Raw genomic sequence first — 20,268 nt, 5'->3', positions numbered from 1 at the left:
TTCGGAGCGTTCATGAATCCCTCTTCCGACCTCGTCAACAAGCTTTGGCGGCTCTGCGCCGTGCTGCGCAAGGACGGCGTCACCTACCAGCAATATGTCACCGAGCTGACCTATCTGCTGTTCCTCAAGATGATGGCCGAGCAGAAGCGTGAGGAAGGCAAGATTCCGCAAGGCGCGCGCTGGGGCGATCTGATCGCGGAAGAAGGCGTCAGGCGTCTCGCACTCTATCGTAAAATCCTCGCCGATCTCGGCGATCCGCAGCAGAAGCGCGACCGCGCCGTCCAGGCCATATTCGCCAACGCCGCGACCTTCATTCGCGAGCCGGTCAACCTGGACAAGCTCATCGGGGCTATCGACGACCTCCACTGGTTCACGGAGGAGCGCGACTCCTTCGGCGATCTCTATGAAGGGTTGTTGCAGAAGAACGCCGAAGAGACCAAGCGCGGCGCCGGCCAGTATTTTACCCCGCGCGTGCTGATCGAATTGCTGGTGCGCCTGCTCGCGCCGCAGCCAGGCGAAATCATCCAGGACCCCGCCGCCGGCACCGGCGGTTTTCTCATCGCCGCCAATCGTTACATGCGGGCGAAGACCGACGACTTTTTCGACCTTGCGCCAAAGGCGCAGGAATTCCAGCTCAAGCATGCGCTGCAGGGCATGGAGAATGTCGAGGGTGTCTATCGCCTGCTGCTGATGAACCTCTTTCTGCATGGCGTCGACAGTTGGCACATAGAGCTTGGCGACACGCTCTCGCCCGCCGGCGCTGCGATGAACAAGGCCGATGTGATCCTCACCAATCCGCCTTTCGGCCCCGCGGGCGGCAAGCCCTCGCGCGACGATATCACCGTCACTGCCACGGTCTCCTCCTATCAGCTTCCTTTCGTGGAACATTGCATCCGCACGCTGAAGCCCGGCGGGCGCGCGGCCGTCGTTGTGCCGGATAATGTGCTCTTCGAGGACGGGCGCGGGCGCGAATTGCGCCGCATGCTGATGGATTACTGCAACTTGCACACCATCCTGCGCCTGCCGACTGGCATTTTTTACGCGCAGGGCGTCAAGACCAATGTCATCTTCTTCAGCAAGGGCGAGGCCGACAGCGGCCAGACGAAAAAGGTCTGGATTTACGATCTGCGCGCCAATATGCCGGCCTTCGGCAAGACCAGCCCTTTGACGCCGGAACATTTCGCCGATTTCGAGCGCGCCTTTGGCGCCGATCCGAATGGCCGCGCCAAACGCAACGACGAAGGTGAGGAGGGCCGCTTTCGCCGTTTCACGCGCGAGGAGATCGCGGCGAGGGGCGACAATCTGGACATTAGCTGGCTGCGGGATACGTCAGCGGACGCCGAGGATTCGCTGAGCGAACCGGAAGAATTGATCGCCGCCATTCTGGGGCATCTCAAGAGTGCGTTGGGCGAGATTGAGACGCTGGCGGAAGAGTTGGAGGATAGCTCCGCTGTTGATGCGGAGGCGGCCGAATGAGCGATTTGCCCCAGGGGTGGATTGAAATTCCTCTCGAGAAGTTGGCCGGACCTGAGGGTCTCGTTACTGACGGTGATTGGGTCGAGTCCAAGGATCAGGATCCAAATGGCGAAGTGCGGCTAATCCAGCTGGCTGATGTCGGCGTAAATGAGTTTCGCGACAGATCAGAACGTTTCCTTACAAGCGACAAAGCCTTGGAGCTTCGGTGCTCCTTCCTCGAAAAAGGCGACGTCCTGATAGCGCGAATGCCAGATCCGATCGGGCGAGCCTGTGTCTTCCCCGGACTTGGACAGTCGGCTGTTACTGTTGTTGACGTTATGCTTTGGCGGTCAGACAGTGCACTTTCCATCCCGGCTTGGCTTGCTTTCATAATGAATAGCCCAGACGTGCGAGCCTCTATATTAACCGAAACCAGCGGAACTACTCGGCAAAGGATTTCTGGCGGGCGATTGAAGGCGTTGAACATCCCCACGCCCCCTCTCGCTGAACAACGCCGGATCGTCGTCAAACTTAATGCGCTGGACGCGAGCAGCAAACGCGCCCGCGCCGATCTCGACCGCATCCCCGCCCTCGTCGCCCGCGCTAAGCAGGCGATTTTGGCGAAGGCGTTCAGTGGGGAATTAACAGCTGATTGGAGACTGCATAACAGCGAAAAGAGCGTCTCTGCTCTGCTTGACGAAATCGGAGTAGATGCGATCTCCAGTTCAGTGCCGTTACCTCGAGGGTGGGCTTGGGTTCTCGCTGGCGAGATTTGCGAAGTGAAGGGCGGATTGGCGCTCGGCAAAAAACGATCCCAGGACGTGGAATTGGTTGAGAAGCCATATCTTCGTGTTGCTAATGTTCAGAGAGGGTGGCTGACACTTGATCAAATTAAGACGGTCTTAGTTACTCCGGACGAGGCGAGAAGCCTTGAACTTAAAGCCGGCGATATTCTCATGAATGAAGGCGGCGACCGCGACAAATTGGGGCGAGGATGGGTCTGGGAAGGCCAAATTGCGGGCTGCATCCATCAAAATCATGTTTTTAGATTACGACTGCGCTCAGGAAAAATTGAACCGAAATTCATTTCCATTTATGCAAACGCGTTCGGTCAGGATTATTTCTTGGACCAAGGTAAGCAGACCACAAATTTGGCGTCAATAAGCATGTCAAAGATAAGGGCTTTGCCATTGCCTTTGGCTAGTCCAGACGAGATGTGCGAAATTTTCCATCGCATCGAATCCGCCTTCGCCAAAATCGACCGCATCGCCGCCGAGGCGGCGTCGGCGTCGAAACTGCTGGACCGGCTGGATCAGGCGCTATTGTCCAAAGCTTTTCGCGGCGAGCTCGTGCCGCAGGACCCCGATGACGAACCGGCGTCGGAGCTTCTGGCGCGCATCCAGTCGGCGCGCGCCGCCGCGCCCAAAGCCAAGAGAACCCGCAAGACCAAAGAAAAGACGCCATGAGCACTTTTGATTCCACCAAAATCGCTTTGCCGCAAATCCTCGAAGACATTACCGCGGGCAAGGTTCAATTGCCGGATTTCCAGCGCGGATGGGTCTGGGACGATGAGCACGTCCGCTCGCTGCTGGTCTCCATCGCGCGCACCTTTCCCGTCGGCGCGGTTATGTTGCTGGAAACCGGCGGCGAAGCCCGCTTCCAGACGCGGCCGGTGGAAGGCGTGACCTTTCGCGGCGCGATCCCCTGGCCCGAGCTTCTGATCCTCGACGGCCAACAACGCCTGACGACGCTGACACAGGTTCTAAAACAACCCGGGCCAGTGAAAACCTTCGACGCCAAGGGAAAACAGGTCGAGCTTTTTTATTATGTCGATATCGACAAGGCCCTCTCCGACGATACGCTCGAAGACGCATTTTTCGCCGTGCCCGCCGACAAGAAGGTCAAGAGCGATTTCGACCGGAAGATCGACCTCGACCTGTCCAGCCGCGAGAAGGAATGCCGGGCCTTCTGCTTCCCCTGCAACGAGCTTCTCGACACGCGCGAATGGGAACGGGCGCTGAGCGAGATCGACCGGGACAAATTCTTCCGCTTCATGGATTTCCGGGAAAAGGTCTCCGACAGGTTCCGCGCCTATCAGCTGCCCGCGATCAAGCTCGCCAAGGAGACGAGCAAGGAGGCGGTCTGCCTCGTCTTCGAAAAGGTCAATACGGGCGGCGTGGCGCTGTCGGTCTTCGAACTCGTCACGGCGTCCTTCGCCGCCGACAATTTCAATCTGCGCGATGACTGGTTCGGCAGCGCCCTGCGCGGCGTCGAAGGCCGGAGCCAGCGAATTTGCCAGGACGACAATCTCGCCTCGATCGAACCGACCGACTTCTTGCAGGCCGTGGCGCTGCTGCACACCCACGAAAACCGCCTTGCCGATCTCGTGGCGGGCAAGACAGGCAAGCTCGTCTCGGCCGTCAGCGCCAAACGCGCGACGATCCTGAACATGAGTTTGCCGACCTACCGCAAATGGGCGGACAAGGTCGAGGCCGGCTTCAAGACCGCCGCGCGCTTCCTGCGCAAGGAACTCGTGCTCACGACGCGCGACTTGCCCTATCGCACGCAGGTCGTGCCGCTGGCCGCCGTCATGGCGCATCTGCAAGAGCGCTGGTTGGAGCCCAGAATCTACGAAAAGCTCAGCCGGTGGTTTTGGTGCGGCGTCTTCGGCGAACTCTATGGCGGCGCGGTGGAAACCCGTATCGCAAACGACATCGAGGAAATCCTGCGTTGGATCGACGGCGGCGACGAGCCCCGCACCGTGACCGAGGCGAACTTCCAGCCTGGCCGCCTGAACAGCCTGCGCTCGCGCTTGTCCGCCGCCTACAAGGGCCTGAATGTCCTCATCCAACGCGAAGGGTCGAAAGACTTTTTCTGGAAGGCGAGCATTCGGGATCTGGAAGCCGAGGAAGTCGCGTTGGACATCCACCACATCTTCCCGAAGGCTTGGTGCGAGGAAAGGGGCATTCGCCCGGCCGTCTACGACAGCATCGTGAACAAGACGCCAATCTCCTATAAAGCCAACCGTATGATTGGCGGAAACGCGCCGTCGCATTACCTGCGCGCGCTTCAAAATCATCGGCAGGTCGGGCTTGCTGATTGCGACATGGACGCATTGATCGCCAGTCATCGGATCGACCCCCAGACGCTGCGCGGCGACGATTTCAAGGCTTTTTTCGAGGCGCGCGGGAAGGCCTTGTGCTCGATCATCGGTGCGGCAATGGGCAAGAAGATCGACACAGAGTCGGTCAGGTTTTTCGGTAGCTGACGGCGCCTTCGGTCATCGAGCAGGCCTGTCTTTGGAACCGGTTGCTCATGGTCTGATAGCCAGCGTCAAAACTGCTGGAAGGCATCGAGGCGGCGCGGCGGGCGGCGAAGAGAACGCGCAGGAAGAAGGAAACAGCATGAAGGCGCTGATCATCGACGAACCCTGGATCACCGAAGTTCTCACCGGACGAAAAACATGGGAAATGCGCAAGACCGCCTGTCGCCTGCGCGGCCGAATCGCGCTCATCCGCAAGGGGAGCGGGCAGGTGGTGGGAACTGCCGAGGTGATCGACACGTTGCCGCCGCTCGACACGCCCGAAGCCTACGCCGCCGCCGAAGATCGCCACCGCATTCCACCGCACCGGCAGGCGACGGCCTTCGCCGATGGCTGGCGTCATCCCTGGGTGCTTAGAAACGCCCGCCCGCTCGCTACGCCTGTTCCCTATGAACACCCTCAGGGCGCCGTGATCTGGGTGACGCTCGCCCCCGCCGTATCCGCGAAAGTGGAAGCAGGCTGCGTCGGCGATGCAGCTTCTCAAACCGACCTCGGTTCTGCGATCGAAGCACCCTCACAAGCGCCGCGAACGCCCGCGCCCAGCCGCGCCGAAGCCGCCGCCACGATGGCCGGGCAGGGCGCCCGCGCGAAGATCAGCGGCAGGATCGAGGGCAATCGCTGCATCATCCCGATCTCGTCAGGCAACATCACGAACAATCATTTTTACCTTCGGACGGTGCTGCCCTTCTTCCCGGAAGAGTGCATTGGCGGATCGGACAAAAGCCAGTTGGCGCGGCAGATGATGAAAGTAACTTTCGCGAATGGTCCTGCCGTGATCACCGACATCGCCGGTCCCGACATTCACGCGCGCGAAGGCCGGTCAGCTCATTATTTCTTCCGCAACGCACGCGGGCAGATAAAGGACTTTTTCGCGCGCAGTGGCGCGGAGCCGGGAGACGAGGTCTTGATCGAGCGCTCCGATCCCTACGCTTACTCCGTAAACTTACGAAAAGCCCCTCGCTGCCCTTAGCCCGCCAGCGCGGTTGCGGGATTCAAGCCTCGCGGGAGCGGGGCTCCGTGACGTCGTATTTTTCGAGCCAGTTGGTGAGCGTCTGATAGCTGGCGAGACCGACCAGCTCGGCGGCGCGAGACTTGTTGCCATTGCAGGCCGACATGGCGCGGGAGAGATAATGCCGCGCCACTTCCGCCAGCAGCTCCGGCAGATCGACGCCTGCTTCCAGCGGCCGCCCAAGCACGGCGTCGGCGGCGGGCGTAGCTCGCGGCAAGAGGGCGTCGGCGATGTCAGCGGCTTCCATGATCTCGCCGTCGCACCAGACAGCCGCGCGGCGCAAGGTGTTCTCCAGCTCGCGCACATTGCCCGGCCAGCCGTGGCGCATGAGCATCGCCTTCGCCTCCGGGGAGATCCGGCGCGGCGAAAATCCCGGCTCCTTCGCGCTCTGTGCATTGATGCGCGCGAGCCGTCCGTCGATCAGCGGCTCCAAATCGCCCTCGCGCTCCCGCAAGGGCGGCGCGCGCAGGATCAGAACGGCGAGACGGTAGAAGAGATCTTCCCGAAAGCGCCCGGCGGCGACTTCAGCCGCAAGCTGGCGATTGGTGGCCGCGATGATGCGGACATCGACCTGAAGCGTCCTATCGTCGCCCACGCGGCGGATTTCGCCCTCCTGTATCGCCCGCAGCAATTTGACCTGTGCGAGCAGCGGTAATTCGCCCACTTCGTCGAGGAACAGAGCGCCGCCATGCGCGGCCTCGAAATGCCCCACTTGGTCGCGCACGGCGCCCGTGAAGGCGCCCTTCACGTGGCCGAAGAGCGCCGACTCCGCCAGCTCCGGGGGGATGGCTCCGCAATTCACCACCTCCAGCGGCTTTCGACGGCGCGGGCTGGCCGCATGAATGGCGCGCGCAAGCAGTTCCTTGCCGGTTCCCGACTCTCCCTCGATGAGGACGGGCACGGAGCGCGGCGCGGCTTTGGACGCCCTCTCGATCAGCCGCCGCATCGCCGGGCCGCGATAGATGATGTCGCCGAATTTCGAGCCTGCATCCGACGCGCCGCCGCTCAACTTTTCGAGTTGCCGATCGGGGCCGCGCAGAACGTCCGTGACGAACTCGGGCGAGAGCGAAATATCGAAAGGAACCGAAGCGGTCTCGACGCCTGTCTGGCGGGACGATTGCAGCAGCTCGGCCCGATATTTGGTCTTGCCCAGCACGACCCATGTCGCGGCCATCGCCGGCGTGCCGGAGCTTAGATTGAAGGAAAGCGCAGGCCTTTCCTCAAGCGCCCTCAGTTCGTGATCAAGGCATTGCGTGACGGCGGAATAGATCTGCTCGAAATTTGTCGGGTTGGTGATGTCCACGCGCGCGACGGACAATGCGAGCCCCTTTTTGCTCGCGAGATTTGTGCGCAGCCAGCTCTCATAGCGCCGCACGCTTTTGGGGTTCTGATCCGCGAGCAGCAGAACGCGGTCGAAGGTGCGCGCTGCGAGCGTCGAGGCGACGGGACCGATATCCGCCCTGTCAACCGCCTCTGGAGCTTTGAGATCGGCCGTTCCGAGCCATGAGACGAGCATACGCACGCCGCTGGCTTATAAGATCATTTGTGGTTTCACAAGAAACGTTATCATAGGCGCAGCGTCGGCCGGGAGCCGGCGCGCCGCCTGTGGCATCGTATCTCGCTTATAGATCAGCGACTTGCTAACCCGGCGGCGCCAAACGCGACGCCGTTTCGCCCGCCGGCACGCACATTGCCCCGGCAGGACATGTCGCCGTTTCACCATCCCCCTCCTATCCCGGACAGGCCCCACGCCTGAGGGGGCGCCGGACCGTCCGATCATCCCCGCGGCGCGCCCGATCCCGGCGCGCCGTCATCCCTTGATGCCATCTCACGCGGAAACGCCGTCCGTTTCGGCGCGCGCTTTTTTCTTTCAGAGGGCACTTCACCAAATGACCCGCGTTCATCATTCGGACCCCACTCTTCGAGACGCAGTGGTCGGGTTTTGCGCTGATGGATCAGCCATCGAACTGGCGATTGCGCGACGCATCGAGATTTCATGGGTGCGCGATGGCTTTGCGAGCATCACCCTCACGCGCTTTTTCCGCAGTTTCGAGGCTGCGCCCATCAACGTAGTGCTGACCCTTCTGTCTCCTCCCGGCGCCATCATGTGGGGCCCAAGCGCTCGCATCGGCAAGAATGACTTCGTTCTGGCGCTTGAAACCCCCGAAAAAGCCCGCAAGCCCATGCGCGTTTCATACATGCCGCTGCAGCGCGGCGCGCATGTCGTAACGCTGCGCTCCATTCCGCTGGCGAACGAAGTGCAGATAGAGGCCAGGATCCTCGCGCAGCTTTCATTCTCGGGCGAGTCGCCGCGTCTGCCAATTCCGATGGCTTTCGCGGATGTCTTTCTGATGGGAACGCTGAAGACCGTCCCAATCCCGGAAGAGCGGGCGATCGCGGTTCTCCTCGTCTCGCCGCAGAGCGGTCTCGCCCTGCTTCACGGCCGCCCCGTCGGGGACGCGCCGGTCATCGTCGCCGCCGATGAACCGCTCGAGCTGATTTTTCCCGACGCTCAGACAGGGTTTTTGAACCTTTGAGGCGGCCCTTGACGACTAGAAGCCGCGCTTCCGGGTGATCGGCCGATACGATTTGGACAAAAAGAAAAGGAAACTTGACGATGCTGAAATATCTGATGACCTGCGCCGCTCTCATTGGCTTGGCTGGTTGTGCGACGATGACGCGCGGGACGACGCAGGCCGTCGCCATCAACACGCCCGGCGCGCCGGGCGCAACGTGCACCTTGACCTCTCCTTCGGTCGGCAGACAGATGGTCACGACGCCGGGTGTCGTCACGCTCGCCAAGGGCGCCAGCGCCGTGTCGGTTCGCTGCAGCAAGGAATGCTATAGCGAAGGAAACGGCATGCTTGCGTCCAGCATGGACGGCATGACGGCGGGCAATATCGTGGTTGGCGGGGTTGTCGGGTTGGGCGTCGACGCCGCCACCGGCGCAATGAACCAATACGCGCCGCAAGCCGACATTCTGATGATGCCTGATGGTTCCTGCAGCGCGCCTTCGGTCGCGCAAAAGCGACGAAGCCGCTGACACCAGACGCAGGCGAGAAACCTGCCACCGAGTGGACCCGCGTGCGAAGCCTTGGCGAGCCATCCAGGCAAGCGTGCACGGGTCACCTGTTGCAACTGTCACGCACGCGGGAGTATAACGACCAAGCTTGCGAAGTTAGTGGTTATTAAATCGGCAGTTAGGGCGAAGTCGAAGATGGGAACCGTGGTTGGCCTTTTTTCGCTGGTTGGTATTTACGTCCGCGATTTGGTGCTGTTCTTCGCGTCTACCTTGAAATTCCCGGCGGCCCCGGGTCTTGTAACTCTTTTGCTCCTCGGCGCACTCGGCGCGGCTGTTATTGTATTCCATCGCGCCACGGCCTCGAGGCGAAATGCCATACGTTGGCTGCGCGGATTGATCGATGAGACCCCTGACCACGCCGCCTTTGCGGAGGCCATCAGCGGTCTCGACCACAAAATCGAAAGCGAGGCGCAGGGAGAGGCGCGCGCGCATCTGGCGACGGCGTGGCGCGAATATAGGGAGACTCTCGTCCCGCATTACGAGAATGAATCCATTACGCTACGAAACTCGGTCCGCCCGGCTGTTTTCTTCAACCCGGACGATTTGCGATTTGGCGCCGGCAGCTGGCGCATCGTTCCCGGCATCTTCGTCAGCGTCGGTCTTTTCCTTACGTTTCTAGGCCTCATTTCCGCCCTGAGCTCCATGGACTTCCGCGGGGACAAGGTCCAGGACTCGCTCCAGATCCTCCTGACCATCGCGTCCGCCAAGTTCATCATGTCGCTTACGGGACTGCTCTGCTCGATCGTGTTTACGATTGTGCTTCGGCGCGGCATGTCGCGCACAGAGAAGGAGATCCATCAGCTCTGCGCCACGATTGAGACGCGCCTGACCTTCATCAGCCTCGAATATCTAGCCGTCGAGCAGTTGGCGGCGACGCGCGAACAGCGCGAGCACTTTCGCATGATTGGCCTTGAACTCGTGGCGGAGTTGGGTCGCCCTCTGCGGGAGGAGCTGCCGGCCGCGATATCGACCTCCATCACGTCAGTGATGGCGCCGCTCATGCAGCAGGTCGGCCAGGCCGGCGCTGATGGAATGGACGAGATGGTGAAAAGCCTCTCGGAGCGCTTCTCCGACGACGTCGGGCACGCTTTGGCCACGGCCAGCGAAAGCCTCGTCAAGGCGGGAGACCGCATCGCGGCGCTGTCGGAGAGGATGGATCAGAGCTCAGGACGCGTCGGCACAGAGATAGACGCGGCCGTAACCCGCCTTACCCAAGCGGTGGAGGATCTCCGCAACGGCATGGGCGCCACCGCTCAGACCGCTTCCGGCGCCTTTACGCAGGGCGCGGAGCAGTTGCTTTCCGTCATGAACCAGACGTTGGAGGGCATTCGAGACAACACTGGCGAGGGCGCTCGCGCGCTAAGCGCGGCTGCGGCGGAAATGCGACAGGCAGCCGAGGGTTTCCGCAAGGAAATCGAGGAGGCATCCAGAGAGGGACGCGCTGCCGTGGCCGGTCAAATCGCGGCCGAGGGCGCCAACGCCGCCGGGGCGATCGGATCTGCCGGCGTCGCAGTGCTCCAGGCGGTCGACCGAACGACCAAGGAAATCTCGGAGCGCACGGAACAGCTCGCCGAGAAAGCCGGACAGGAGCTTCTTGCGCCGCTCGACCGGATCGCGCAGCAGCTCGGCACCATGGTTGACAGCCTTTCCGAAGGCGCGACCGGCATGCGACGCCTCTCTGATGGCGTTCGTGTCGGGGCCGAAGCCAGCGAGCGGGCTGCGAGCAGCTTCAAGTCGGCGTCGCAAGACCTCGCCGCCGCCGTCGCCCCGATCAGCTCCGCAAACGAGCGCCTTGAGGCCACGATGACGCATTTGAAAGAGAGCACCGCCCATGCGGCCAATACGGTCGTGCGCTCCTCTGAGGCGACCGCACAAAGCGCGGCGCAGACTCTGGCGGCGGCGCAGGAAATGCTAGGGGGTCACGCGAGAGCAATCGAGACCTCGCTCAAGGGCCTGAGCGACATGCTGGATCGAATGAAGGCGCAAGAAGCCCGGATAAGAGAACAGGGCGATCGTCTCGATGACCTTGACGAGAAACTCGGGGAAGCCTTCGAAAAATATACAGGCCAGGTCGCGGTCACTGTGGATAGCCTTCATGGCCATGTTCGCAGAATGCAGGAAGAATTGGCTCCAGCCCTGGACACTTTGCGAACCATCGTCGAGCAAGCCGAACAGTTCACGCCTGAGCGCAGGAGAAGGTTTTGAGGGGGGGGCCGCGGCGCCATCATGAGGACGAAGAAGAGTCCGTTTTCGTGTCCATGACGGACATGACGGTAAGTTTCCTCTTCATCGTTATGATCCTCCTTGCCTTCTTTGCCTCCCAGTTTCGCGACCCCGACAAAGTGTCGCGCAAGGAATACGAGAGCATCGTTCGTGAGCGAGACAAGCTTGAAAAAGAAGTGCGAGAGCTAAGGGAACAATTGAAACGGCTCGCGAACCGCCCGGTCGAGACGTATCTCGCCGCCGTGGCGAACCAGCGAGAGCGTATTCTCAAAGACCTTCAGTCGAAGCTGAAAGCCGACTTTCCTGACCTTCAAGTCGTGATCAGCGAGGAGATGGACGCTCTGAGGTTCAAGGGTGACGGCCTCTTCAAGACGGGGTCGAGCGAGCTCCGGCCCGACAAGCGGCGCATCGTGGAAAGCATCGCCACCCGCCTCGGCGAAGTGCTGCCCTGTTATACGCTCGGACCCCGTTCTTCCTGGAACAGCCGCTGTAATGCCGCGGGCGCGGTCATCGAAGCTGTATTGGTAGAAGGGCATACGGATTCCGACGGACAGGACAATAGCAACATCACGTTATCCACCAATCGTGCTAACGAGACCTTTTTCGCGATGACGAAGCACGAGCCGGCTCTGGTCGACTTTCGCAATGATCGTGCACAACCGGTCCTGTCCGTGGCCGGATACGGCAGAATGCGCCCTGTGGCGGATAACGCCACCCAAGAAGGGAAGGCCACCAACCGTCGAATAGACCTTCGGATCATCATGTTTACGCCGGGGACGCTGGAAGAGATCAGCAAAGTCCAAAACGATTTGCGCAGTGGGGTCACTGGGGCGGGCTCACGATGAGCCTCGCGTCGATCCTGGAGAAACTGGTGCGCTTCAATGCGCCGACGCTCCCTGATCTCAAGAGCATAGAAACGCGGAAGAACGCCATCCTCAACCGCTGGCCGGATGTCGTCGCCATGCCAAACGAAGAAGACCGCGAACGCCTCGTTCAGGAGATGCTCCGTCGTCTGGAGGCGAACGCATGGGACGACACGTGGATGTCTTTCGTGACCTCTGCCGCCCGGGCGCTCTTCGACGAGCAACGACGGGAGCGGCTCGATCTCGCCAAATTGCGCCAGTTCTACTACGATGAAATCGATGCCTCGACGCGCCGTTCCTTTCTTGTCTCGATGCTATCGGTATATCTCGGGTCTTACCAACCCGGCGCAACACACACGCGCTCCCTGGCGTCGGCGCTGATCAGCGCTTGGCCCAGAATCGGCCCTCAGGGGCATCAGCTTCTCCAAAACATTCCCGAGCTTCTCGACCCGGTCCGGGCACCCGACGCAATCGCCGCGAAAATGAGAAACATGGTCGATTGCTGGACTGAACTGAAGGCGATCGGCATCAGGACTCCTCACGCACCCGGCCTGATGGACTACGCGCATCTGGCCTTTGTCGAGATCATGCGGCCCGAGCTGAAAAGCAGAGCCGGCCTGGAAAAGCTTTTCAACTGGCTCAAGCCCGGAGGGCAACGGGCAAGAATGTCTGGCGCGGGTGAAGCGATAACGGCGGTGCTCAGCCCGTGGCTGAAGCAGACCCCGCCTCAAAGCGAGCTGACATTTATCACCGAGTCCTTATTGGGCCTATATGGCGATCCGCGCGTGAGTGGCGGCGGCGCGTGGGCTGGCGTTCTGCCCGATCACCTGGCGGTGTTGATGAGATGGCTGACGGGGGAAAACATCCGCTTCTTCCTGGATGTTTTGTCGGTCGTGGACAAGACGAACATGTGGGCGCCCCGTCGTGAATTATGGCTGTCGCTTTACGAGGAAAAACGTATCGACGCCGCCTGGGTCGCCTTTGGCGCAAAAGCATCCGATTTCGCGGATAGCCAGCTCAAAGCCAAAGGTGGCGTCAACACACTACAATATGGGCGCCAAGTCGCTGGAGGGCATCGGAAAGACACATCGCTTCTAATCATGCAAATCGGAAACAGGATTGTGGTCGAAGGATCACATGATTACAAAGTCCACATTTTCAAAAGCGGGAACCCTCATACGCCGAAACTCTATCAGACGGGACATAACCGCGGATATGATTGCGACGATATTCGAAAGAAAAGTGACGCCGCCAAGCGTCATTGGGGAAACTGGCAAGACTGGGTCAAAGAAAACATTTGAGACGCCCCTATGTTCGACTTTCACTTCGATCAGCAGGCCATCCACCTCACCCTCGAGCGGACAGCCGACGGCCTTCTGCAGCGCCTGATAAAACGCGCCAAAAAGCGCGACCTCGAACATCTGCCGCCCGCCGACCGCGATCTCATCATTGCGCTTGCGGATCTGCGCGCTCTCGCCGAGGAGGCGGGCGAGGAGCTGGAGATCGTCGCCGACCACATCCGCCTTTCCCATCGCCTCGCCGCGGCTCTGCCAGGCGAAACCGCGCAGATCCTCGGCCTGCCGCCGCTCGTCGACCTCACCCTGAAAACGGACGCAGAGGGACTCGTGGGGTCTCCGAACTTTCGCCTCAAAGCCGAATGGTTCAAGAACGGACAGCGGCAGCTGCCGCACAGGACCGGCGCCATCCTCGAAACCTCGAGCGGGCCACGGCGTTTGCCATTGTGGATCATGGAGGCGATCGAGGTCGCCGAAACGTTCCGGCCGGGCGGCAGCGACATTGACCATTGGGGCGCTCTCTCGCGGTTCCGGCAAGCGCTCGATCCCGGCGTTCATATCGCTGATAGCAGCAACGCCGCCAGAATCTCGATGACCGATTTCCTGTCCAGCCTGCAGGTGCGGGTGGCGGACCGCCTGTCGATAGCGGCGAACAAAGAGGGCGACGACTTCGAAGTGTTGCCTTTCTCCGGGCGTCGACTGGCGGATGCCGCAGAACACGCAGAAGTCTCTGAGAGCGACAGTGAGCTCAGTGGCGAGGAGCTGAGGGGTTTTCAAAAAAAGGTTCGTGAGCGCGGCGCGTCGCCAGCCTATCGGTTGGGGTCGGGCAGTTTCCTCGTCCTCGAACGCTCCGCGTTACCGGCGCTCGATGTCTTGGCCGAGATGCAGCGCGCATCTCGGGCCGAACGCGCTGCCTTCATCAGAAACCCTCGCCCCCGCATCACCGAAGCCATAGAAGCGGCCCTTCGCAAGGATGGCCGCCTCGAGAATCTCAGCCCTGAAGCGGAAGAGGAAGTGATCGAGAACACCGCAGGCCCGGTGTTCATCGAAACGAAGGAATTCTCCGAGCGGGTGACAGGCGTCAAGGTCTTTGAAAAGCCGGACCTCGGCGACTTCCAAAGCAGCGGGACGACTTGGCTGCCGGAGCATTTCGCTCGACAGGTCGCGGCGGCGCTTGGTGCGCGTTCCGCCGCCGAGCTGGAGAGCCTTCGAAAGGATGTGGAAGAGGCCATCGAGCAGGGACAGGAGTCTGTCCCTTTGGATGACCTCAAGCTGCCGGCGAAACCAGAGATGGTGGCGACAATCGACGCTCATCTCGAGGCGCGAACGGAAGCGAAGGTCGAAGCCCGTGAAGCCGAACGCAGCGGCCCGCACGTCCTCGACGGCAAGAAAAACTTCGACGACATAGAGTGGTCGACGAAATTCCAGCCGCGTGAGGCGCGCGTTCCGGCGGTCCTGCCGGATACGATCCGCACGTCGTTGAAGCCCCATCAGTTGGAGAGCTTCGACTGGCAGGTAGCGGCGTGGCGAGCGGGCCTTCCCGGCGTGCTCAACGCCGATGAGCAAGGGCTTGGAAAGACGCTTCAAACGATTGCGTTTCTGGTCTGGCTGAAATCCCACCTAGCGCAGGAAAAAGCGCCCCAAAGTGGTCCTGTGCTCATTGTGGCGCCGACGTCACTGCTCGAAAACTGGGAACAGGAGGTGGCGCGGCATGTCCAGGAGCCGGGCCTCGGCCATCTAATTCGCCTCTATGGCAGCGCCATTTCAAGCCGGAAGCTCACAGGAAAATCCGGTCGCGATATCGACAGCGGCGAAATCAAGCTCGATCTTGGTTTCTTGACAGAAGCCCTGCGAGAAGGTCGCGCCCACCGCTTCTGGCTGTTGACGACTTACACGACCCTTACCAACTATCAGCATTCGCTCGGCCGTATCCGTTTCAGCGCCCTCGTGTTCGACGAGATTCAAACGCTCAAGAATCCAGCCGCCCTACGCTCCCAATCCGCCTTGTTCATGAACGCTGACTTTCGCATCGGCTTGACGGGCACGCCGATCGAAAACAGCGCGGTCGATCTCTGGGCCGTCATGGAGCAGCTCGCGCCCGGCTTGCTCGGAAGTCTCAAAGAATTCAGAAGCCGCTACGGCGAACCGGATAGCAGCAACATGGCGGAGCTGCATGGCCGCGTCTTCAAGCCATCGAACGGACGTCCAGCGCTCGCGCTTCGCCGCACGAAAGATCAGGTGGCGTGGGACCTGCCGGAGAAAACCCGGCGTCTCCACCCGCGCCTCATGCCAGCCGGTCAGGCCTCCGCCTACGATGACGCGCGGCTCAAGCTCGCACGGGGCGGCCTGGGAGCAGCCTTGAAAACGCTGCATCACATCCGCTCCGTGTCCGTGCATCCAAGCCTAGATGCGAAGGCCTGTGACGCCGATTACATCGGCGCCTCGGCCCGTCTGTCTGCTACTTTCGAAATTCTTAGGCGCATTGCGGCGAAGGGCGAGCGCGCGCTGGTTTTCATCGAGCACCGCCAGATGCAACACCGATTTATCGAGCTCGCCCGCGCCGAGTTCGGTTTGAGCCGCATCGATCTCATCAATGGTGACACGCCCATCCCGAAGCGGCAGGCGATCGTTAACCGCTTTCAGCAGCATCTGGAAGAAGACCGAGGGTTTGATATTCTCGTTCTCGGTCCCAAGGCCGCCGGCGTGGGCCTCACGCTCACCGCCGCCACCCACGTGATCCATCTTTCACGGTGGTGGAATCCGGCGGTCGAGGAACAGTGCAACGATCGCGTTCATCGTCTCGGGCAGACGCGCCCCGTCAGCATCCACTTACCGATGGCGATACATCCGGGCTACCGTGAGAACTCGTTCGACTGTCTGCTGCAAAGCCTCATGCAGCGTAAGCGCAAGCTAGCCAGCTCGGCCCTTTGGCCGATGGGCGACACGGACGGAGACGTAGCCGAACTGCAGAAATTATTGAGTGCGGAGGAATCCAGAAGCGCCGACGATCCAATTATCTCCACTGTATCCGCCCTTTTCGAGCGGGACGGAATCCCTCGTCCAAAAATCGCATCAGATGGTTCTGTGCCACTGGAGTGATCAAAAATCCCGATACTACTCGACTTAAATCAGCGGTGGTCGAGGGTAATTTTGGATCACGCATGTTCCCATACAGATCCGTTCTTTTTTCGCTATATGATAAATCGGCTGTGACTCGGCGTCCAAAAATGACCCCTTGGAGACTTGACCCAACAGACTGATCTGGCGTGACTTTTCCCGATTTTCAGACAAAGTGATCGGCGTTCAATCCTGCCCCCCCGCTAGGGGCGAGACATTATTTGATTTCAGCCTCTTATAACAGAAGGAGGTGGGGTCAGTGTTGGACGCCGATTCACAGCTAACCCCTCGCAACACGACGCGCGGCATAGTCAGAAAAGCCGCCACGACCGGGCGGAGGAACGAAAGCCACGGATGGGGGTGGTCACGAATGCGGCGCCCGTGGGGTAGGAAGCCACGCCGCATGGGATGCGCCGCAGGGCGCACGCGGCGCCTGATATGGGCGACGAAATCTCTTTGACTGATGCGGTGGAGCCTGGCGGAACAGAAAGTGATCGTCCTCTCGTTGGATGGACGATCGACCAGTGCATCTCGAATTGTTCGAAAGTCAGTTTTATGTCCGCGTTGGATTACCGTTAGGCGGAGCCGGATCGTTGACAAGCTGAATTCCGTCGAATTCAAGGCCCCAACAACGGAACACGAGAGTGAGAAACAGCGCCGGATCGATTTCCAGAGCGCGTGAAAGTGGAAGAGCCTTATCAATTGGAACTCTTAGAGTCCGTCCCAGAAGTTAGTCAACAATTGCAGAGCTTTCGTAGCATGAGCCGAATCGACGCGAAACGCAGGAACACGAGCGCTGTGATATTGAGGTTTTCCCAATCCTTGGCCAGTCTTCTACAGCGGTTTAGCCAGGCGATTGATCTTTCGACGATCCAGCGCATGGGCAATTTCACGAAGCCCTTCGCCTGATCGGATCGTTTTATAATCTCGATTTTGAGACACGGTAGGATTTTGCCCGTTGCGTCGGCGAAGATCGGTCCCTGATAGGCGCTGTCAGCCAACAGCTTTTCAAGAAAGGGAAACCGCCCATGCAACGTCGAAAGCAGCAAGACGCCGCCGTCTCGGTCCTGAATGTCGGCGCCGTGAACGACGGCGCCCATCAACAAACCTTGCGTATCGACGAGTACGTGGCGTTTCTTGCCTTTGATCTTTTTGCCGGCGTCATAGCCATGCGGATCAATGCGCGCCCCCCTTTTTCCGCGCTCTTCACGCTCTGACTATCGATGATCGCCGCGGTGGGGCTCGCCTCTCGTTCCGCTCGTTCGCGACACATGACGTAGAGCGCGTCGTGCATGCGATCCAGAACGCCGCACCAGGCCCAATCGCAAAAATAACGATACACTGTGCTCTTCGGGGGAAAATCCTTGGGAATGTACCGCCATTGGCATCCCGTGCTCAGCACATACATGATGGCGTTGAACACCGCCCGCATGTCCACTTCACGCTTGCGCCCGCCACGCTTGGCCGGAGGAATAAGCGGCGCCACATGCCCCCACTCCTCGTCCGTCACATCACTCGGATAACGTAACCTGTCGCGATTGTATTTCGCCCGGTTTGCCTTCGTCCACATCGACGGCCTCCTACGAATCAGACCGCCTCCCATCCATCACAACAGATTCATTCGATTCAACATCTTTCAGGACGGACACTTAGTGCTCCCTCGGCGAAGCTGCGCACGACTTTTCCATCTCGGTAACCGATTTCCTTCCCAATCTGTTCAGCGTTTTTCATTTGGTGTAGCGCGACGAGACGGTCACGGATGATCCGGGCTGGTTCGCTATTGTAAAACGGGCGGGGTGAAGTAGTCATAGTAAATATCTCCGTTGCTGTGTAACTACATAAGCTAATATAGCAGATAGTCATCGGAACATTGCTGGTAAATTCGTTATTTTGTCGGGTCATTCATTGTGGAAAGGTTTTGAAATTTCGCGAGGAAACTTGATATTGCCTTTGGCGAGGCGGTTTCCGGCATTGGGGAACGATGATGTGAGGAGCGGAATGGCGCCGGCGCCCCGGCTCATGAAAAGGGGAGGGGGTAACAGCCGGCGCCGGGATTTTTATCCGCGCCATGTTGGGCGGGGTAGCGGCGCCAGATGGGAACAGTCCTGCACTCAATGGGTCGCAAGATAGCGAAGTCCTAGGAAAGACCCCATGCCTCGGGAGGGATGGAGGCTGGGCTCGGGAATGCCGCCGGCTCCGATCCCGTCCACCTGTCCCGCCGCAGTTAGTTACGCGGACTGCGTTCGAACGGGGGCTTAGCCCTCATAACAACAAGTGTGAGGTTCAATAGACATCAGGTTTAACGGCGCCAAACTCGCTGATCTCATCGAACATGCTTGCCCCGGAAGGGTCGGCATCCGTCGTATTGACGTGTGTGTCGTCACACAGGCGGGGATGAACCGACGCTGCGCTAGCGCGCAAATGACGCCTGGGCGCGTTCCTCGCACACGCGGGGATGAACTAAGCAACGACGCGGAGATTCGATCGCCGCGCAGCCGAAGAAGAAAAAGGTCGTTTGGAATTATCGGACGCCGCGCGTCGGCGCCGCCCACCTTGGTTCTTCAGTTCGAGAAAGAATCCGCCCGAACACGGGAGTGTCGAACGTGATGAGTAACGACAATGTCGTCGGAGGAAATACTTAATATTTTCGAACGAAAACGCTCACGCAGTGCGTTGGCGACGCGGGCGTCATTTTTCAAGGGTCCATCAACGCAATATCTCAAAAATATTTTCGAGCGATTCGCGCGCTTGACGCTATAGAGATCATATTCAACACCCCTGTCGGCAAGGAGAGCGGCGATATCGCGGACTGAGGTAGAATCCATGATCAACTATCCCCCGCACGCATCGCAGATTTGAAAGTCGAGAATCGGAAGCTGAAGGCGCGCGTTGTCGAGCTTGAAGTGAAAGACAACGATCCGCGCGAAGAGGAGATCGAAGAGCAACGGCAGCACCTAACGGTCTTTAGCATAGCCGCTCATTCTGAGTGCACCCGTCGTTCAGCGTAGAGCGCAAAACGGTCATCGTCTTGGGGTGAGTTAGAAGTCGTCTGCGAGCGGTAATCACCGGCGCAGATCGCCGCAAGCATAGTTCCCTGCGGCATGAGCGTGGCTTTTTCAAATGGGAAAGGTTAACTTAGGTATGCTTGAAATGAATATCGTTGACGCTGATCACAGCCGTGTTGTGATGGACAACAATACCCGTCGCTATATGCTTGAATGTAGGAACGATCTGAATGAAAGGCGTCGTAAGCTATTTTCTGATCTTTGCGATCTTGTTTACGAAAGCGCGGGAAAAGAGCGCGTGCGAGACGTATTTGCGGCCTATCTCTTCACTTTCGGTTCTGCGCAACGCCCGCACGAGTTCTTAGCGGTATGTTCTGAATTCGATAGTCGACCTCGATTTGTGTGGGAACATTTCCATTATTTCTGGAACTCCTTCGACGCAATCCCTCATTATAAATTCGCCAAATTGCTTCGGAGCATTCGGAGTGATTGGCGCGCCGACCACATAGATGACTTAAAGGATCGCGATTTTTATGATGAGCTACCAGAAGAGATTATAGCTTTTCGTGGGCAAGACCGCTGTGCTCCTCTCGGGTTATCATGGACGGTCGATAAGGAGGTCGCTGAAACCTTTGCGCAAGGACATCGTGGTATCCGAAACAAGTCGCCGATAATCATTGCCGCCCATATCAAAAAGAAAAACGTCGCCGGCGCATATGTCTCTCGATTTGAGACAGAACTTGTCTTATTCGATCCGCGCCACGCTACCCGCCGACAGAGCGAAGAATTAGGAGTAAGTGGCAACGACATCAGATCGCGTTCGACTGATAGGGCACGCTGGCGTTTGTCTTCTTGATGATGAGCTGCTGCCGGTTTCGTGGACGCCGAGAAACGGTG

General features: G+C 59.6%; 13 protein-coding genes. 11 read left to right on the top strand and 2 right to left on the bottom strand.

The genetic code is table 11. From position 1 onward, the window contains the following. The first annotated feature begins 12 nt into the window (after nt 1–12). The 4 genes from MET49242_RS07065 (at nt 13) to MET49242_RS23245 (ending at nt 5,747) form a co-directional block, all read left to right on the top strand. Nucleotides 13–1,476, top strand: coding sequence for an N-6 DNA methylase (locus tag MET49242_RS07065; protein ID WP_036281777.1), 1,464 nt, complete (start codon nt 13–15; stop codon nt 1,474–1,476). Beyond that, nucleotides 1,473–2,921: a restriction endonuclease subunit S gene (locus tag MET49242_RS23975; protein WP_084678922.1), complete on the top strand. Its 1,449-nt coding sequence runs from the start codon at nt 1,473–1,475 to the stop codon at nt 2,919–2,921. The genes MET49242_RS07065 and MET49242_RS23975 overlap by 4 nt, the downstream gene beginning before the upstream one ends. Beyond that, entirely contained in the window at nt 2,918–4,723 is a 1,806-nt protein-coding gene (locus tag MET49242_RS07055) for a DUF262 domain-containing protein (protein WP_036281774.1), read from the top strand. The genes MET49242_RS23975 and MET49242_RS07055 overlap by 4 nt, the downstream gene beginning before the upstream one ends. 136 nt (nt 4,724–4,859) lie before the next feature. After that, entirely contained in the window at nt 4,860–5,747 is an 888-nt protein-coding gene (locus MET49242_RS23245; RefSeq protein WP_144259502.1) for an ASCH domain-containing protein, read from the top strand. 22 nt (nt 5,748–5,769) lie between these two features. On the opposite strand, the gene MET49242_RS07045 is transcribed toward MET49242_RS23245, so the two are convergent. After that, entirely contained in the window at nt 5,770–7,302 is a 1,533-nt protein-coding gene (locus MET49242_RS07045; protein ID WP_036281772.1) for a sigma-54-dependent Fis family transcriptional regulator, read from the bottom strand. 373 nt (nt 7,303–7,675) lie between these two features. On the opposite strand from MET49242_RS07045, the gene MET49242_RS07040 reads away from it, so the two are divergent. From MET49242_RS07040 to MET49242_RS07015, 6 genes are all read left to right on the top strand, one after another. Further along, nucleotides 7,676–8,323, top strand: coding sequence for a hypothetical protein (locus tag MET49242_RS07040; protein ID WP_036281770.1), 648 nt, complete (start codon nt 7,676–7,678; stop codon nt 8,321–8,323). An 80-nt stretch (nt 8,324–8,403) separates the two neighbouring features. Continuing rightward, nucleotides 8,404–8,829: a hypothetical protein gene (locus tag MET49242_RS07035; protein WP_036281768.1), complete on the top strand. Its 426-nt coding sequence runs from the start codon at nt 8,404–8,406 to the stop codon at nt 8,827–8,829. Nucleotides 8,830–9,201: 372 nt separating this feature from the next. Continuing rightward, the gene (locus tag MET49242_RS07030; protein WP_244430748.1) at nt 9,202–11,073 is read left to right on the top strand and encodes a hypothetical protein; all 1,872 of its coding nucleotides are present in this window, start codon (nt 9,202–9,204) and stop codon (nt 11,071–11,073) included. Nucleotides 11,074–11,126: 53 nt separating this feature from the next. Continuing rightward, nucleotides 11,127–11,936 (top strand): OmpA family protein, encoded by an 810-nt coding sequence (locus MET49242_RS07025; RefSeq protein ID WP_244430889.1) that lies wholly within the window; start codon nt 11,127–11,129, stop codon nt 11,934–11,936. Beyond that, nucleotides 11,933–13,255: an EH signature domain-containing protein gene (locus MET49242_RS07020; protein ID WP_036281761.1), complete on the top strand. Its 1,323-nt coding sequence runs from the start codon at nt 11,933–11,935 to the stop codon at nt 13,253–13,255. The genes MET49242_RS07025 and MET49242_RS07020 overlap by 4 nt, the downstream gene beginning before the upstream one ends. Before the next feature lie 9 nt (nt 13,256–13,264). Then, nucleotides 13,265–16,348, top strand: a complete 3,084-nt coding sequence (locus tag MET49242_RS07015) for a DEAD/DEAH box helicase (protein ID WP_036281759.1) — start codon at nt 13,265–13,267, stop codon at nt 16,346–16,348. 752 nt (nt 16,349–17,100) lie between these two features. On the opposite strand, the gene MET49242_RS23970 is transcribed toward MET49242_RS07015, so the two are convergent. Further along, nucleotides 17,101–17,936 (bottom strand): IS5 family transposase gene (locus MET49242_RS23970; protein ID WP_144259444.1). Its coding sequence is split into 2 segments (ribosomal slippage): nt 17,101–17,552 and nt 17,552–17,936, totalling 837 coding nucleotides; the frame shifts between segments, so codons are not numbered across the junction. A 1,550-nt stretch (nt 17,937–19,486) separates the two neighbouring features. Here MET49242_RS23970 and MET49242_RS24795 point away from each other — a divergent pair. Next, nucleotides 19,487–20,227, top strand: a complete 741-nt coding sequence (locus MET49242_RS24795; RefSeq protein WP_144259500.1) for a hypothetical protein — start codon at nt 19,487–19,489, stop codon at nt 20,225–20,227. Nucleotides 20,228–20,268 lie beyond the last annotated feature (41 nt).

The organism is Methylocystis sp. ATCC 49242, from assembly GCF_000188155.2.
Lineage (GTDB): Bacteria > Pseudomonadota > Alphaproteobacteria > Rhizobiales > Beijerinckiaceae > Methylocystis.
The sequence above is the reverse complement of the archived record's forward strand: the minus strand, read 5'-3'. Positions and strand labels throughout refer to the sequence as shown.

Bases quoted from the DNA above. Each gene is read 5' to 3' on its own strand.
- MET49242_RS07035 (WP_036281768.1), top strand. From the start codon at position 8,404: ATGCTGAAATATCTGATGACCTGCGCCGCTCTCATTGGCTTGGCTGGT.
- MET49242_RS07025 (WP_244430889.1), top strand. From the start codon at position 11,127: ATGACGGACATGACGGTAAGTTTCCTCTTCATCGTTATGATCCTCCTT.
- MET49242_RS24795 (WP_144259500.1), top strand. From the start codon at position 19,487: ATGGGAAAGGTTAACTTAGGTATGCTTGAAATGAATATCGTTGACGCT.
- MET49242_RS07020 (WP_036281761.1), top strand. From the start codon at position 11,933: ATGAGCCTCGCGTCGATCCTGGAGAAACTGGTGCGCTTCAATGCGCCG.
- MET49242_RS07015 (WP_036281759.1), top strand. From the start codon at position 13,265: ATGTTCGACTTTCACTTCGATCAGCAGGCCATCCACCTCACCCTCGAG.
- MET49242_RS23975 (WP_084678922.1), top strand. From the start codon at position 1,473: ATGAGCGATTTGCCCCAGGGGTGGATTGAAATTCCTCTCGAGAAGTTG.
- MET49242_RS07040 (WP_036281770.1), top strand. From the start codon at position 7,676: ATGACCCGCGTTCATCATTCGGACCCCACTCTTCGAGACGCAGTGGTC.
- MET49242_RS07055 (WP_036281774.1), top strand. From the start codon at position 2,918: ATGAGCACTTTTGATTCCACCAAAATCGCTTTGCCGCAAATCCTCGAA.
- MET49242_RS23245 (WP_144259502.1), top strand. From the start codon at position 4,860: ATGAAGGCGCTGATCATCGACGAACCCTGGATCACCGAAGTTCTCACC.
- MET49242_RS07045 (WP_036281772.1), bottom strand. From the start codon at position 7,302: ATGCTCGTCTCATGGCTCGGAACGGCCGATCTCAAAGCTCCAGAGGCG.
- MET49242_RS07065 (WP_036281777.1), top strand. From the start codon at position 13: ATGAATCCCTCTTCCGACCTCGTCAACAAGCTTTGGCGGCTCTGCGCC.